This window comes from Amycolatopsis sp. MtRt-6, assembly GCF_017308975.1.
In the GTDB taxonomy this organism is placed as follows: domain Bacteria; phylum Actinomycetota; class Actinomycetes; order Mycobacteriales; family Pseudonocardiaceae; genus Amycolatopsis.
On the sequence record NZ_JADWPD010000008.1, the window covers coordinates 1 to 14,077 of the forward strand.

Here is a 14,077-nt window from a genome sequence, read left to right on the forward strand (position 1 = left end):
CCAACGGCTACGGGCCCACACCCACGTCACCTTGAGCCAGCGAAGCGCTTCCGAGAGACCCCACCCAACAGCCGTCCAAGCCCCACCCGAAAGACCCCCCCACCCCCCCCCCCCCCCCCCCCCCCCCCCCCACCCACCCCCCCCCCCCCCCCCCCCCCGGCCCGCCCCCCCCCCCCCCCCCCCCCCCCCCCCCCCCCCCGGGCGCCCCCCCCCCCACGGCCGGAAGGAAACTCAGCCGGCTTCGGCCCGCGGGCCGAACGAGTAGCCCTGGCCGCCGCTCGACGAGCCGGACGACTGCCCGGAGTTCGACGACGCCGACGCCGGGGCCGCGGAGCCGCGGTCGTCGAGTTCGCGCAGCTGGGACTCGAGGAACCCGCGCAGCCTCGTGCGGTACTCCCGCTCGATCGTGCGCAGCTCTTCGATCTTCTTGCCCAGCCCGCTCTTCTCGGAGTTCAGGCTGTTCATCGTCTCGGTGTACTTCCGCTGCGACTCGCGCTCCAGCGTCGTCGCCTTGTCACGCGCCTGGCGCTCCAGCGTCTCGGCACGGGTCCGCGCGTCGTTCAGCATCGTGTCGACGCGGGTGCGGGCCTCGTTGACCATCGAGTCGGACTTCGCCCGGGCGTCCGAAAGCAGCTGCTCGGACTTGGTGCGGGCCTCGGCCAGCATCCCGTCGGACTCGGTCTTCGCCTCGGCGGTGAGCCGGTCGGCCATCTCCTGGGCCAGGCCCAGGACCTTGGCGGCCTGCACGTTCGGCTCGGTGCTGTCGCCGACCATCGAGTGCGCCTGCGTCTGCTCCATGGCCGACTGCGGCGGCGGCACCGGCGCCAGGCGCCGCGACGGCTCTTCGCGCATCGGGGGCGCGCCGACGTTCGCCTTGGCGTTCTCCAGCTCGCTGCGGGTCGACTCGAGCTCCGCGTCGAGTTGTTCCATCTGCTGGCGCAGCTCGTTGTTGTCCTCGATCAACCGGGCCAGCTCGGTCTCCACCAGGTCGAGGAACGCGTCCACCTCGTCCTCGTTGTAGCCCCGTTTGCCAATGGGCGGCTTGCTGAACGCGACGTTATGCACGTCAGCGGGGGTCAACGACATCAGATCACCTCACGCACTCCATGGCCTGCAGGGTCCACCCAAGTCTCCCCGATCAACTTGGAGTCGCCAGTTGCATCGCGAAGAACACAACCAACAGCAGCACCATAATCGACAAGTCCAGTCCGACGCCGCCGATCCGAACCATCGGAATGATCCGTCTGAACAACCGGACCGGCGGGTCCGTCACTGTGTAGATGGTCTCGAGCGTGACCGCAACCCCTCCGGCCGGATGCCACTCACGCGCGAAGGTCCGGACGAGTTCGACCACGATCCGCGCCGTCAGCAGCAGCCAGAAGGCGAACAGCACGTACCAGACGACCAGCCACACAGCTTCCACGTACCTACTCTAACCGGGCGTCCTCTCCGAAGACGCAGTTGAGGGGGGCCGAGCCCGGATCGGGTCGGCAAAGTCACGTCTGCTTGCGCTCAGCGGTACGGGCGACTTCAGCCCCGCAAAAACAATCCGCCCTCGGCAATCCGCCGACGGTCTTCCGCCGTGACGTCCACATCGGGCGGTGAGAGAAGGAACACCTTGTTGGTGACCTTGTCCATCGACCCTCTGAGCGCGAACGCCAGCCCGGCGGCGAAGTCGACGAGCCGCTTCGCGTCCGCGTTCTCCATCTCGGTGAGGTTCATGATCACCGGGATGCCCTCGCGGTAGTGCTCCCCGATCGCCCGCGCCTCCGCGTAACTGGTCGGGTGCAGCGTGGTGATGCGGCTCAACGGGTCGCGCACCGGCTGGCGCACGACCGGCTCGACGACCGGGCGCAGCCGCGCCACCGGCTCCGGCTGCCGGTCGACGGCCAGTGCCCCGTGAACGGCAGGCTCGGAACCGGACACGGAGCGTGACCGGCTGCGGCTGACGGGCTCGTCGTACGTGTCGTCGACGTCGCGGTACCGTGAACGCGACGACCGCGGGGCCGGCTCCTCGTAGGAGTCGTAGTCGTCGTCGTAACCGCGCCGATAGTCGTCTCCGTCGTCGTAGCCGTCGTCGTCAGCGGGCACCATCCCGAAGTAGGCCTTCAGCTTCTGCAGCGCGCTCATGCCTCTCCCTAGCCCTAGCCGCTCCCGCACTGACTGTTCTCCACGCCGTCAGTGCCCCGCGCGGGCGGACACGAAACGTGACGACCGCGCGAGCTCCCTACGGCGAGGCTAAACCGCGCCCACCGAGCAACGCGGTTCCGACACGCACACAGGTCGAGCCGTGCGTGATCGCCTGTTCGAGATCATGGCTCATCCCGGCCGACACGTCTGCGGCATTCGGGTGATCTTTGCGGAGCCGTTCGGCGGCACGGGCCAGCCGCTCGAAGGCGGCGGCCGGGTCGGCACCCAGCGGCGCGACGGCCATCAGGCCGCGAAGCCGCAGCTCCCCGGTCTGCGCGATGCGGCCGGCCAGCGCGTCCAGCTCGCCGAGCGGGCAGCCGCCGCGCGCGGGATCGTCGTCGAGGCTGGCCTGGATCAGCACGTCGAGGGGTTCGTCACGTATCTGGGCGTCGCGAGCCGCACGCACCGCCTTCGCGAGCGCGTCGGCGAGCCGCGCGGAATCGACGGACTGCACTTCGTGTGCCCACCCGACCACGGAACGTGCCTTGTTGCGCTGGAGCCGGCCGACCATGTGCCACCGCAGCTCGGGGACTTCGGCGGCTTTCGGGCCGGCCTCCTGGTCGCGGTTCTCGCCGACGTCGGTGACGCCGAGCTCGCCCAGCAGCGCGACGTCGGACGCGGGGAACGTCTTCGTGATCGCGATCAGCTTGACCTCGTCCCGCGCCCGCCCGGCGGCCCGGCACGCGGCGGCGATCCGCTCCTCCACCTCGCGCAGGTTCTCGGCCAGCTCGGCCTTGCGCCCGGTCATGCCTCGATCCAGGTGATGCCCGCGATCCGCCCGGTGGTCCCGTCTCGGCGGAAGCTGAACAGCGTCCTGTCCTCGTTCGTGCACCGCGGGTCGACGCCGATCTTGCCGATGCCCAGGTCGGCGAGCTGCCGCCAGAGCCCGGCGCGCAGGTCGAGCCCGGGCGTCCCCTTGCGGGTCTTGCACGCGCTCCCGGGGACGTGTTTCTCCACGTCGGCGGCCATTTCGGCGGGGACCTCGTAGCAGTCGCCGCAGATGGCCGGGCCGAGCAGCGCCTCGATGCGGTGCGGTTCGGCGCCCACTTCCCGCATGGCCTCGACCGCCGCCGGGACGACGCCGACGCGCGTGCCCACCCGGCCCGCGTGCACCGCCGAGACCACCCCGGCCTCGGCGTCGGCCAGCAGGATCGGGACGCAGTCGGCGACCAGCACCACGAGCGCGACCCCGGGCGTCGCCGTCACCAGGGCGTCGGTCGCCTCCGCGGCGCGGGTCTCCGACCCGTCGACGACGGTCGCCGTGCGGCCGTGGACCTGCTCCATCCAGGCCAGCTTGTCCTCGGCCAGGCCCAGCTCGGCGGCCAGGCGCTTGCGGTTGGCGTAGACGTTGCCCTCGTCGTCGCCGACGTGGTCGCCCAGGTTGAAGCTGTCGTACGGCGGCCGTGACGCGCCGCCCGCCCTGGTCGTGACCACTCGCCGAACCCGCACGAATCCTCCTGAAAGTCGCTGAAGCCCGGCCCCGTGCGCCCCAATGTGGCCTTGGTTGCGCTCAACGCACCCAAGGTGGCCTTCGGTGCGTTCAACGCACCGAAGGCCACCTTGGGGCGCTGGCCGCTGGTCAACAAGGTGAGCCGGGCCGGAATTGCCGAAGGCCACCACCCACGACTCTAGTTCGCGGGTGATGGCCTTCAGGGGCTGGTGGCTAGCGCCGCATGAACGGCGGGACGTCGACCTCGTCGTCCGACGGGTCGTCGTGCACCGGCATCGCGCGCCCGGGCAGGCTGCCCTGGGTGGCGTTGGAGCCGAGCGGCGAGTAGCCGCGCGAACCGCCGCCGGGCTGCGGGAGCCCGCCGGGCGGCTGGTTGCCGCCGGCCGGCGGCAGTGACGAGTGCGTGCGCGGCGGCGCCACCGGGTAGCCGGAGCTGCCCGCGGACGGCACCGGAGTGGCGCCCGACGGCGGCGTCGGCGGGTTCGAGACCTGGCCGGCCACAGCAGACGCTGTCGCCCCTGACGACGACCGGGAGCCGGAGCCGAACGTCGACGGGTCCAGCTTCTTGTGGGTCGGCGCGCCGGCGTCGAACCCGGCCGCGATCACCGTGACGCGGACCTCGTCGCCGAGGGAGTCGTCGATGATCGTGCCGAAGATGATGTTGGCGTCCGGGTGCGCGGACTCCTGCACCAGCGACGCGGCCTCGTTGATCTCGAACAGGCCCAGGTCGGAGCCGCCCGCGATGGACAGCAGCGCGCCGTGGGCGCCGTCCATCGACGCCTCCAGCAGCGGCGAGTTGATCGCCTTCTCCGCGGCCTGGATGGCCCGGCCCTCGCCGCGCGCGGAGCCGATGCCCATCAGCGCGGAGCCCGCGCCGGACATGACGCTCTTGACGTCGGCGAAGTCGAGGTTGATCAGGCCCGGCGTGGTGATCAGGTCGGTGATGCCCTGGACACCGGAGAGCAGCACCTCGTCCGCCGAGCGGAACGCGTCCATCAGCGAGACGCCGATGTCGCCGAGCTGCAGCAGCCGGTCGTTCGGGATCACGATGAGCGTGTCGCACTCGTTGCGCAGCGCCTGGATGCCCTCTTCGGCCTGCTTGCCGCGCCGCTTGCCCTCGAAGGTGAACGGGCGGGTCACGACGCCGATGGTCAGCGCGCCCAGCTTGCGGGCGATCTGCGCGACGACCGGCGCACCGCCGGTCCCCGTGCCGCCGCCCTCGCCCGCGGTCACGAACACCATGTCGGCGCCCTTGATGACCTCTTCGATCTCTTCGCGGTGGTCTTCGGCGGCCTTCTGGCCGACCTCGGGGGCGGCGCCCGCGCCGAGGCCACGGGTCAGCTCGCGGCCGATGTCCAGCTTGACGTCGGCGTCGGACATGAGCAGTGCCTGCGCGTCGGTGTTCACCGCGATGAACTCGACACCCTTGAGGCCGACCTCGATCATGCGGTTCACGGCGTTCACGCCGCCACCGCCGATGCCGACCACCTTGATCACCGCAAGGTAGTTGTGCGGGGGCGTCATCGAAGTCCGCCTTCCTGATCGTTGTGCCCGTACAGCCCGCCGCCGGTGATCAAACCCTCAACCTCAACCCCAGATCGAGAGTTATGTCAACCGCCGACGTTAGGCAGGACGGTAGGCACCAGGCAGGCTCTAATCCAGTAGGCACGCCGTGTGTCGCAAAGGTGTTTTGCCACAACACGTTCGAGCGCGCAAGAGCGACGGGCCGCGAGCGCCGCCGGAGCCCGATCTGGTATGGCCGCCGGATCAGGCCGGCACGGGCATGCTCATGAGGACTTCCGACGGCGCTCCGGTGGCCGATCCGCCGGGCGGTTCCACGCTCACCGCGACCTTGTCGGCACTGCCGACGCCGTCCGCGACGACCAGGCCGCCCTGGTCCGCGGCCGCGATCACCCCGGCCGAGCGCGGCGCGCCCGCGCCGGTGATCAGCCAGGCTTCGTAGACCTTCCCGCCCGGCTGCGCCGGCAGGCCCGCGTCCATCACCATCACCCGGTTCAGCGACCGCGACAGGACGACCGTGACGCCGCCGCCGGTGGGCGCTTCGCCGTGCGCGGTCTTCGCGTCCGGGGCCGCGAGCAGCGCCGCGACCGGCGCGAACTGCTGTTTCGCCTGGTCGAGCCGGCTCTGCGCGGCCTGCAGCTCCTGCCGCTGGGTCAGCGCGATCCCGCCGAACACCCCGCCCGCGGCGAGGCCGACGACGGCGGCCGCGGCCGACACGATCACGGCCCAGCGCGGCGCGCGCGCCGAGGGGCGGTGCCGGTCGGGTGAGCCGGGCCGGGTCCGCGGCGGCAGCTGCCGGGTGGCGTGCATGGCGGCCATGACGCGGTCCTTGAAGTACGGCGGCGGCTCCTCGGCCATCGCCGCGCCCAGCCGGGCCGCGGTCGCGCGCAGCTCGGCGACCTCCTGGGCGCACGAGTCGCACTGCTCCAGGTGGCGGGCGAACTCCGCGCGCTCGACGTCGTTGACGGCGTCGAGCGCGAAGGCGCCGGCGAGGGTGTGCATCTCCGGTGTGCTCAAGCGGTCACCCCCAGACAGTCCCGCAGGCGGATCAGCCCGTCCCGCAGCCGCGTCTTGATCGTGCCCTGCGGCGTCGACAGCACTTCGGCCACCTCGCGATACGTATAGCCCTGGTAGTAGGCGAGCAGCACCGATTCGCGCTGCAGGTCGGTCAGGAAGGACAGGCACCGGCGCACCTGGGAGCGTTCGAGCCGGGCGGTGACGGACTCGGCGACCTCGTCGAACGGGCGGCCGCGGGCGGCTTCGAAGTTCGCCTTCTGCTCGCGTTCGGTGCTCGCGCGGGCCGAGCGGACGCGGTCGACGGCGCGGCGGTGCGCCAGCGTCATCGCCCAGTTCAGCGCCGAGCCCTTGTCCGGCGCGTAGCGGGTCGCGGTGCGCCACAGCTCGACGAGCACTTCCTGGGCGACCTCCTCGGACTGGGCCGCGTCGCGCACGATCCGCCGGACCAGGCCGTAGATCGGCCCGGCGAACTGGTCGTAGAGCAGCTCGAAGGCGCGCTCGTCGCCCTTGGCGACGCGGACCATCAGTTCCTCGGCGGTGGGGCCGGCCGGGATTTCGGAGGGCACCGGCGCCATCCGGCGCGGGCGGGCCGGCTCATCCATGCAGCTGTCCTCCGGCGTTCTGCGGGGTGCGCGGCACGACCGCGGCCTTGCGCAGCCACAGCGTGACACCGTGGCGGCGGATCAGCGCGGACACCCGTTGCGGGAGCAGCGGCCGGGCCAGGACCAGCCGGGCCAGCCACCGCGGGTTCACCGGGCGGCGAACTCCCCGCAGCGTAGCGACCAGCGGCGTGGCCGTCCCGCGCCGCAACGCGACCGTGAGGTCGAGCAGTGCTTCCGGGCGGGGCAGCCGCATCCGGTATTCGCCGTCCATCTCCTGGAACGGCGAGACGTAGAACTCCTTGGCCGCGCGGGCCAGTCCGGCCTCACCGGGGTGCAGCAGGTAGGCGTGGCGGCCGCCGTAGGTGTTGTGCACCTCGGCCACGACGCACGCCAGGCGGCCGCCCGCGTCGTGGCACCAGTAGACGCTGATCGGGTTGAACACGTACCCGAGCACGCGCGCGGCGGCCAGCATCACGACCCGGCCGCCGCGCAGGTCGACCCCGCGCTCGGCGAGCCAGGCGTCCAGCTTTTCCCGGATCCCGCGCGGATCCGTGGCGGCGAAGTGGTCTCGGCGGTCGAAGCGGGCGAAAGGCCGCAGCCACCACGGCAGCCGCGGGAGGTCGTCCAGGTCCACCCGCCACAGGTACACGCGGTGGGTGAAGGCGTACCGCGGTTCGATCCGCCGCACGTGCGCGACCGTGGCGTCGTAGAGCGCGTTCGTCACCACGTCACCCCCAGGCTTTCCGCGGCGCGGGCGCCCGAGGCGCAGCCGTCCTCGTGGAAGCCCCAGCCGTGGTAGGCGCCCGCGAAGGCGAGCACGCCGTCGTTGAGCCCGGCCAGCCGGCGTTGCGCGGCAACGGATTCCGGCGTGTAGACGGGGTGCTCGTACCGCGTCCGCGCGACGACGTGCTCCGGCCCGGGGCCGTCGCCGGGGTTGAGCGTGACGACGTAGCCGGCCGGCTCGTCGAGCCGCATCAGGCGGTTCATGTCGTAGCTGACCTGCACCGCGCCGGTCGGGGCGCCGCAGGCTGGCGCGCGGTAGTTCCAGCCGGCCCGGGCGCCGGGCAGCGAGGGCAGCACGCTCGTGTCGGTGTGCAGCCAGGCCTCGTTCCCGGAGTACCGGAACGCACCGAGCACCGCGCGCTCGGCGGCGGTCGGGTTGGCCAGCAGGGCCAGCGCCTGGTCGGCGTGCGTGGCGACGACGACCTTGTCCACCCGGTGCGGGGTGTCGGCGTCGTCGCGGATCTCGACGCCGCGCGCGGTCCGCAGCACCGACCGCACCGGCGTCGAGAGGTGCACCGCCGTCAGCTGCTTCGCCGCGAGCTCGACGTACTCGCGGGAGCCGCCCACGACGGTCCGCCAGGCCGGCGAGTCCTTCACCGAGAGCATGCCGTGGTTGCGGAGGAACTCGAAGAGGTACCGGGCCGGGTACCGCAGGGTGTCGGCGCGGTCGGCCGACCACACCGTGGACACCAGCGGCAGCATGAAGTGGTCGACGAAGTAGCGGGTGTAGCCGCCGATGGCGAGGAACGCGCCGAGCGTGACGTCGCCGGCGTCCTGCGCGGCCAGCAGGCGCTTCGCGTGCCGGTGGAACCGCTTCACCTCGGCCAGCATCCGCAGGTACCGGCCGCGGACGGCGTTGCCGCGCTGCGCGAACAGCCCGGCCAGGCCCTTGGCGCCGGCGTACTGCAGGCCGCAGCCGTCGCAGCGGATGCTCATCGACATCTCGGTGTCGCGGGTGCGCACCCCGAGCTCGCCGAAGAGCTTCAGCAGGGTCGGGTAGGTGCGCTCGTTGTGGACGATGAAGCCGGAGTCCACGCCGACGGTGCCGCCGTGGGTGCTCGGCACGTCGTGCGTGTGCGCGTGCCCGCCCAGGCGGTCGTCGGCCTCGAACAGCAGCACCTCGTACTTGCGTTGCAGCAGGTATGCGGCGGTCAGCCCGGCCACCCCGCTGCCGATGACGCCGATGCGTTCTCCCGTGATCTCCACACCGGTCCTTCGGGACCGCGGCCCGGCCGGATTGCCGGACCGGGCGACCAATCCACCGGGGTGGGCGGCGCGAATCCCGGGCATGCCGCACACCACCGCGCACCACCTCGCTTCCTTCGCCGAAAAGCTCCTCGGCGGCCCGCTCCCCGTGGGCCTGCGGACCTGGGACGGGACCCGCGCCGGCCCGGCGGACGCGCCGACCGTCGTGCTCCGCAACCGCCGTGCCCTGCGCCGCCTGCTCTACGCGCCCGGTGAGCTGGGGCTCGCCCGCGCCTACGTCACCGGCGACCTCGACGTCGAAGGAGACCTGGCGGACGGCTTCCGCCGGATCTGGGCACTGACCCGCTCGGGTGAGCTCGCCCGGGTCGAGCTGGGGCCGCGTGAGTGGGCCGAAGCCGTCCGGCTGGCCGCCCGGCTCGGCGTCGCCGGGCTGCCGCCGAAGCCGCCCGCCGAGGAGGCGCGGCTGTCGGGGCGGCTGCACAGCCTGCGGCGCGACCGCTCCGCCATCGCCCACCACTACGACCTGGGCAACGCCTTCTACCAGCTGCTGCTGGACGAGTCGATGGCCTACTCCAGCGCGTACTTCACCTCGGAGTCGCGGAGCCTCGAACAGGCGCAGCACGACAAGCTGGAGCTGATCTGCCGCAAGCTGGGGCTGCGGCCGGGCATGCGGCTGCTGGACGTCGGCTGCGGCTGGGGCTCGCTGCTCGTCCACGCCGCGAAGCACCACGGCGTCGAGGCCGTCGGCATCACGCTCTCGGCCGAGCAGCTGCAGCACGTCCGCGGCCGGCTCGCCCAGCACGACCTGGCCGGCCGCGTCGAGGTCCGGCGGCAGGACTACCGGGAGCTGCCGGACGCGCCGTTCGACGCGGTCGCGTCGATCGAGATGGGCGAGCACGTCGGCGAGGTCAACTACCCGGCGTACGCGGCGACGCTGCACCGCATGGTGAAGCCGGGCGGCCGCGTGCTGCTCCAGCAGATGTCCCGCGGGCACGTCGCCCCCGGTGGTGGCGCGTTCATCGAGCGGTACATCGCGCCGGACATGACGATGCGCCCGGTCGGCCGGACGATCGGCCACCTGGAGACGGCCGGGCTGGAGGTCCGGGACGTGCACGCGCTGCGCGAGCACTACGTGTGGACGGTCCGGGCCTGGGCCGCCACCCTGGAGGACAACTGGGCCGACGTCGTCGCGCTCATCGGCGAGACGGGCGCGCGGGTCTGGCGCCTGTACCTGGTGGGCGGGGCGCTGGCGTTCGAGGAGAACCGGATGGGCGTGGACCAGATCCTGGCCGTGCGGCCGCACCCCGGCGGCACCAGCGGCATGCCCGCGACCCGGGAGTGGTGACGATGCCGCAGCTGCTCGTCACGGCCGCCGTCACGCTCGCGGCGGTGGCCGTGACCTTCGCGATCGCGCGGGCGCGCCGGCGCTACGACACGATCGACACGTTCTGGGGACTCGGCTTCGCGCTCGTCGCGATCGCCGCCTTCCCGCTCGGCGACGGCCCGCTCTCCCTGCGGCTCGTGGTGGTGCTCCTGACCGTCGTCTGGGGTGTGCGGCTGTCGGTGCACCTGCACCTGCGCAACCACAAGCTGCCGGAGGACCCGCGGTACGCGCGGATGGGGCACGGGCAGGCGAAGATGTTCGTGCGCGTGTACCTCTTCCAGGCCGTGGTGCTGTACTTCGTGTCGCTGCCGGTGCAGTTCGCGATGGACGGCACCGGGATCGGCGTGCTCGGCTGGCTCGGCGTGGCGGTGTGGCTGGCCGGCTTCGCGTTCGAGACGATCGGCGACGACCAGCTGCGCCGTTTCAAGGCCGATCCGGCCAACCGCGGCCGCGTGCTGGACACCGGGCTGTGGCGCTACACCCGGCACCCGAACTACTTCGGCGACGCGTGCGTGTGGTGGGGCCTGTACCTCCTGGCGTGTTCGACGTGGCCGGGCGCGGCGACGATCCTCTCCCCCGTGGCGATGACGTTCACCCTGGCCCGCGGCACGGGGAAACCGTTGCTGGAGAAAGGAATGGCCCGCACCCGCCCGGCGTACGCGCACTACGTCGAGCGGACCAGCGGCTTCTTCCCGTTGCCGCCCAGGCGCGTCACTCCCCGGTGAGGCCGTCGGTCAGCTCCCGCAGGACGTCGAGGTGGCCGACGTGGCGCGCGGTCTCCTCGATCATGTGCGTGACGACCCAGCGGACGTTGAAGGTCTCGTCCTTGTGCGTGACCTGGTCGTCGAGGCTGCGCTCGGCCACGATTTCGCGGCTGCGGGCGCACTGCTTCTCGTAGTCCGCGAGGAGGTCTTCCACGGTGGTCCCGGGTGGGACCCGGAACTCCGCGTCCGGGTCCTGCTCGAGCTTCTCCTCCCAGGTGTCCTCCTCGCCGTCGACGACCACGCCGAACCAGAACCACTCGTTGAGCGTGAGGTGGGCGACGAGACCGGCGACGGTCGTCAGCTCGCTGGGCAGGTGCTTTTGCCGGGCCTGGTCTTCGGTGAGCCCGCCGGCCTTCCACGCGACGGTGGCCCGGTGGTAGTCGAGCAGGCCGGTGAGGATTTCGCGTTCGCCGCCGGTGAGCGGCACCTCGGGGCGCTTCGGTCGTTCGGTCATGATCGGAACTGTGCCAGACGGGTCCGACAGTTTCTAATACCTTGCGCACGATGTAATCGTGCACTAGGTTCGTGACCGTGCCGGACGAGTTCCTTCTTGACGAGCAAGCCTGCTTCGCGCTGTACGCGGCGTCGCGAGCCGTGACGGACGCGTACCGGCCACTGCTCGGCGAGCTGGATCTCACCTACCCGCAGTACCTCGTGCTGCTGGTGCTGTGGGAGTCCGACGCCCGGCCGGTCAAGGAGATCGGCGAGGCGCTGCACCTGGACTACGGCACGCTTTCCCCGCTGCTCAAGCGACTCGAGGCCAACGGGCTGGTGACGCGGACACGACTGCCCGCGGACGAACGCACGGTGGTGGTCAGCCTGACCGAGCAGGGCCGGGCGGTGCGCACGCGCGCCGCCGGCGTCCCCTCGGCGATCGGCTGCGCGCTGGGTCTCGACGACACTTCGCGCCGGGAACTGATCAAGACCCTGCGGCAGCTGACGGCGTCGGCCGCCGCTTATTCATCCGAGCACTGAGGAGGCTTTATGCCCAGCCGTGACGCCACCACCCACTGGGTCGGCGGACTGAACAGCGGGAAGGGCGAGGTCACGCTGGACTCGTCCAACGCGGGCACGTTCGCGGTCTCGTTCCCGACCCGGGCGGGCAACCCGGACGGCCAGACGAGCCCGGAGGAGCTCATCGCGGCGGCGCACTCGTCCTGCCTGGCGATGAACCTGTCGGGCGTACTCGAGTCCCACCAGCTCACCGCGGACTCGATCGACGTGAGCGCGGAGGTGACGCTGGGCCCGGCGAAGGGCGGCGGCTTCGAGATCAGCGGCATCGCGATCACCCTGCGGGCGTCGATCCCGGGCGTGACGGCCGAGCAGTTCGCGGAGTACGCGGAGACGGCCGAGAAGACGTGCCCGGTGTCGAAGGCCCTGGCGGGCACGACGATCACCATGGACGCGGCTCTCGCCTGAGGCGGTTCCCGGCGGCGGCCCTCGCTTCGGCGGGGGCCGTTTCCTCGAAACCGATCGGTTTCCCTCCCGCCGCAACCGGGCTAACCTCGCAGGATGACCACCGGAACCACCCCACGCGACCGGCTGCTGGCCGCGGCCGCCGAGCTCACCTACCGCGACGGGGTCGGCATCGGGGTCGAGGCGCTGTGCAAGGCCGCGGGCGTCTCGAAGCGGTCCCTCTACCAGCTCTTCGAAAACAAGGACGCCCTGCTGGCCGCCAGCCTCAAGGAAGGCGCGGCCGCCTTCGTGGCCGCCCTGCTCCCGCCCGCCGACGACGGCCGCGACGCGCGGGCGCGGATCATGCACGTCTTCGGGCAGCTCGAAACCCAGGCCGGCGCGCCCGGGTTCCACGGCTGCCGGTACCTCGCCGCGCAGGTCGAGCTCAAGGACCCGCGGCACCCCGCGAGCAAGGTGGCGCGGCGGATCAAGCGCAACCTGCTGGGCTTCTTCCGCCGTGAAGCCGAACGGGGTGGCGCCGGCGATCCGGACCTGCTGGCCCGGCAGCTCCTCGTGGTCTTCGACGGCGCCAGCGCGCGGGCCGGGATCGGCGTCGACGACCTCAAGGGGCTCGTCGGCCCCACCGTCACCGTCCTGCTCGACGCGGCAGGCCTCACCCCGGCGGCCGCCAGCCGCCGGTGACCTCCTTGACCGGCTTGTGCGGGAAGCGGCTCCGGACGTACTCCGCCGCCCGCGAGCCCGGCATGACGTACAGCGTCTCCCGCTTCTCCCGCAACGGCCGCAGCACCGTGTCCAGGAACGCCTTGCGGTCCTCCAGGTACGGGGCGAGGACGTCCTCGCCCGCGGGACAAACGGCCAGGCAGTACCCCGACTTGTACCCCGGCGGCGAACTCAGGCTCTGCCACAGGGAGGCGTTTTCGGCGTCGGTGACCCGGGTGCGGTAGTCCGCGGCGTCCGCGCTGCCGGCCACCGTCTGCGCCCAGTCGGTGAACCCGCTCATGAACTCGCGGTAGTTGTGCGTGGTGCAGGCCAGCCCGTCGAACGCCCCGTCCTTGCCGATCGCCCCGACCGGGCAGGCCGAGACACACAGCTTGCAGTCGATGCAGGGGTTGTAGTCCAGCTCCTGCCCGTACTCGCTCACCTCCGCGTCCACCAGCACGGTGGCCAGCAGCACGAAACTGCCGAACTTCGGGTGGATGACGTTGCGGTGCAGGCCCATCACCCCGAGCCCGGCCGCGACCGCGACCGTCTTGTGCGCCACCACCCAGATCCGGTCCGTGCCGAACCGGTCCATCTCCTGCGGGAAGCCGACCGAGGGGTTGATCGCGTGGTGGCCGGCGTCCTGCAGGGCCTGGACCACGGCGCGGGCGGCGTGGTTGGCCTGCTCGTCGGTCTGGTGGAACTCCTGGTTGGCGACGCTGCGGGCCGGCGAACGGCAGTTGTCGCGGTTCATCCGGAACGCCATCGCGACCAGGCTGCGGGTGCCGGGCAACGCGCCCAGCACGTACTCGCGCTCGCCGGCCAGATCGGGATGGTCGAGGCTCACCGCGGCGACGTCGTCCGCGCCGGCCGCCAGGCACAGCTCGCGCAGCCAGGCCGCGTCGAGCACCGGCGGCGGGCCCGTGGTCGTCCGGCGCCGCGCGAGCACGGCCCGCACCGAAGGGTGCGCTGCCAGCTTTGCCGGCAGCACAGGGTCTTTCCCGGCCGTCATCCGCTCTCCCTGGTCGTTGCAGCCACACTGTAA

At 72.0% G+C, this 14,077-nt stretch carries 17 protein-coding genes; 5 read left to right on the forward strand and 12 right to left on the reverse strand.

What is annotated here, in order from left to right; translation table 11 throughout:
- Positions 1-231: 231 nt before the first annotated feature.
- The 10 genes from I4Q55_RS15535 to I4Q55_RS15580 all read right to left on the reverse strand — a co-directional run bounded on the left by I4Q55_RS15535 (position 232) and on the right by I4Q55_RS15580 (position 8,769).
- Complete coding sequence (locus tag I4Q55_RS15535; RefSeq protein WP_091308822.1) at positions 232-1,086, reverse strand: DivIVA domain-containing protein; 855 nt, start codon at positions 1,084-1,086, stop codon at positions 232-234.
- A 52-nt stretch (positions 1,087-1,138) separates the two neighbouring features.
- A complete protein-coding gene (locus I4Q55_RS15540; RefSeq protein ID WP_013224824.1) occupies positions 1,139-1,414 on the reverse strand; it encodes a YggT family protein in 276 nt (91 codons plus the stop codon).
- Between the two features lie 116 nt (positions 1,415-1,530).
- Entirely contained in the window at positions 1,531-2,130 is a 600-nt protein-coding gene (locus I4Q55_RS15545) for a cell division protein SepF (RefSeq protein WP_206788508.1), read from the reverse strand.
- A 97-nt stretch (positions 2,131-2,227) separates the two neighbouring features.
- Entirely contained in the window at positions 2,228-2,938 is a 711-nt protein-coding gene (locus I4Q55_RS15550) for a YggS family pyridoxal phosphate-dependent enzyme (RefSeq protein WP_206788509.1), read from the reverse strand.
- Positions 2,935-3,639, reverse strand: coding sequence for a peptidoglycan editing factor PgeF (pgeF, locus tag I4Q55_RS15555; RefSeq protein ID WP_206788510.1), 705 nt, complete (start codon positions 3,637-3,639; stop codon positions 2,935-2,937). The genes I4Q55_RS15550 and pgeF overlap by 4 nt, the downstream gene beginning before the upstream one ends.
- A gap of 214 nt (positions 3,640-3,853) precedes the next feature.
- Positions 3,854-5,164 (reverse strand): cell division protein FtsZ, encoded by a 1,311-nt coding sequence (ftsZ, locus tag I4Q55_RS15560; protein WP_206788511.1) that lies wholly within the window; start codon positions 5,162-5,164, stop codon positions 3,854-3,856.
- Positions 5,165-5,407: 243 nt separating this feature from the next.
- The gene (locus I4Q55_RS15565; protein WP_206788850.1) at positions 5,408-6,163 is read right to left on the reverse strand and encodes an anti-sigma factor domain-containing protein; all 756 of its coding nucleotides are present in this window, start codon (positions 6,161-6,163) and stop codon (positions 5,408-5,410) included.
- A gap of 11 nt (positions 6,164-6,174) precedes the next feature.
- A complete protein-coding gene (gene sigK / locus I4Q55_RS15570; protein ID WP_206788512.1) occupies positions 6,175-6,780 on the reverse strand; it encodes an ECF RNA polymerase sigma factor SigK in 606 nt (201 codons plus the stop codon).
- The gene (locus I4Q55_RS15575) at positions 6,773-7,507 is read right to left on the reverse strand and encodes a DUF1365 domain-containing protein (RefSeq protein WP_206788513.1); all 735 of its coding nucleotides are present in this window, start codon (positions 7,505-7,507) and stop codon (positions 6,773-6,775) included. Before I4Q55_RS15575 ends, sigK begins: the two co-directional genes overlap by 8 nt.
- Positions 7,501-8,769 carry an NAD(P)/FAD-dependent oxidoreductase gene (locus I4Q55_RS15580; protein ID WP_206788514.1) on the reverse strand — a complete coding sequence of 423 codons (1,269 nt, stop codon included), beginning with the start codon at positions 8,767-8,769 and terminating at the stop codon, positions 7,501-7,503. Before I4Q55_RS15580 ends, I4Q55_RS15575 begins: the two co-directional genes overlap by 7 nt.
- Positions 8,770-8,851: 82 nt before the next feature.
- Between I4Q55_RS15580 and I4Q55_RS15585 the strand changes: the two genes are divergently transcribed.
- Together I4Q55_RS15585 and I4Q55_RS15590 are read left to right on the forward strand one after the other, a co-directional pair.
- The gene (locus tag I4Q55_RS15585; RefSeq protein WP_206788515.1) at positions 8,852-10,114 is read left to right on the forward strand and encodes a cyclopropane-fatty-acyl-phospholipid synthase family protein; all 1,263 of its coding nucleotides are present in this window, start codon (positions 8,852-8,854) and stop codon (positions 10,112-10,114) included.
- Positions 10,115-10,116: 2 nt separating this feature from the next.
- Positions 10,117-10,878, forward strand: a complete 762-nt coding sequence (locus I4Q55_RS15590; RefSeq protein ID WP_206788517.1) for a DUF1295 domain-containing protein — start codon at positions 10,117-10,119, stop codon at positions 10,876-10,878.
- Here the strand turns inward: I4Q55_RS15590 and I4Q55_RS15595 are convergent.
- Positions 10,865-11,371, reverse strand: coding sequence for a DinB family protein (locus I4Q55_RS15595; protein ID WP_206788519.1), 507 nt, complete (start codon positions 11,369-11,371; stop codon positions 10,865-10,867). The two genes, I4Q55_RS15590 and I4Q55_RS15595, sit on opposite strands and share 14 nt — an antisense overlap.
- Before the next feature lie 77 nt (positions 11,372-11,448).
- Here I4Q55_RS15595 and I4Q55_RS15600 point away from each other — a divergent pair, with 77 nt between their 5' ends.
- From I4Q55_RS15600 to I4Q55_RS15610, 3 genes are all read left to right on the forward strand, one after another.
- On the forward strand, positions 11,449-11,892 hold the full coding sequence (locus I4Q55_RS15600) for a MarR family winged helix-turn-helix transcriptional regulator (protein ID WP_206788852.1): 444 nt from the start codon (positions 11,449-11,451) through the stop codon (positions 11,890-11,892).
- 9 nt (positions 11,893-11,901) lie between these two features.
- Positions 11,902-12,336: an OsmC family peroxiredoxin gene (locus tag I4Q55_RS15605; RefSeq protein ID WP_091308790.1), complete on the forward strand. Its 435-nt coding sequence runs from the start codon at positions 11,902-11,904 to the stop codon at positions 12,334-12,336.
- A gap of 93 nt (positions 12,337-12,429) precedes the next feature.
- The gene (locus tag I4Q55_RS15610; protein ID WP_206788521.1) at positions 12,430-13,014 is read left to right on the forward strand and encodes a TetR/AcrR family transcriptional regulator; all 585 of its coding nucleotides are present in this window, start codon (positions 12,430-12,432) and stop codon (positions 13,012-13,014) included.
- Here the strand turns inward: I4Q55_RS15610 and I4Q55_RS49180 are convergent.
- The gene (locus I4Q55_RS49180; protein WP_242546079.1) at positions 12,986-14,044 is read right to left on the reverse strand and encodes a 4Fe-4S binding protein; all 1,059 of its coding nucleotides are present in this window, start codon (positions 14,042-14,044) and stop codon (positions 12,986-12,988) included. The two genes, I4Q55_RS15610 and I4Q55_RS49180, sit on opposite strands and share 29 nt — an antisense overlap.
- Positions 14,045-14,077: the final 33 nt, after the last annotated feature.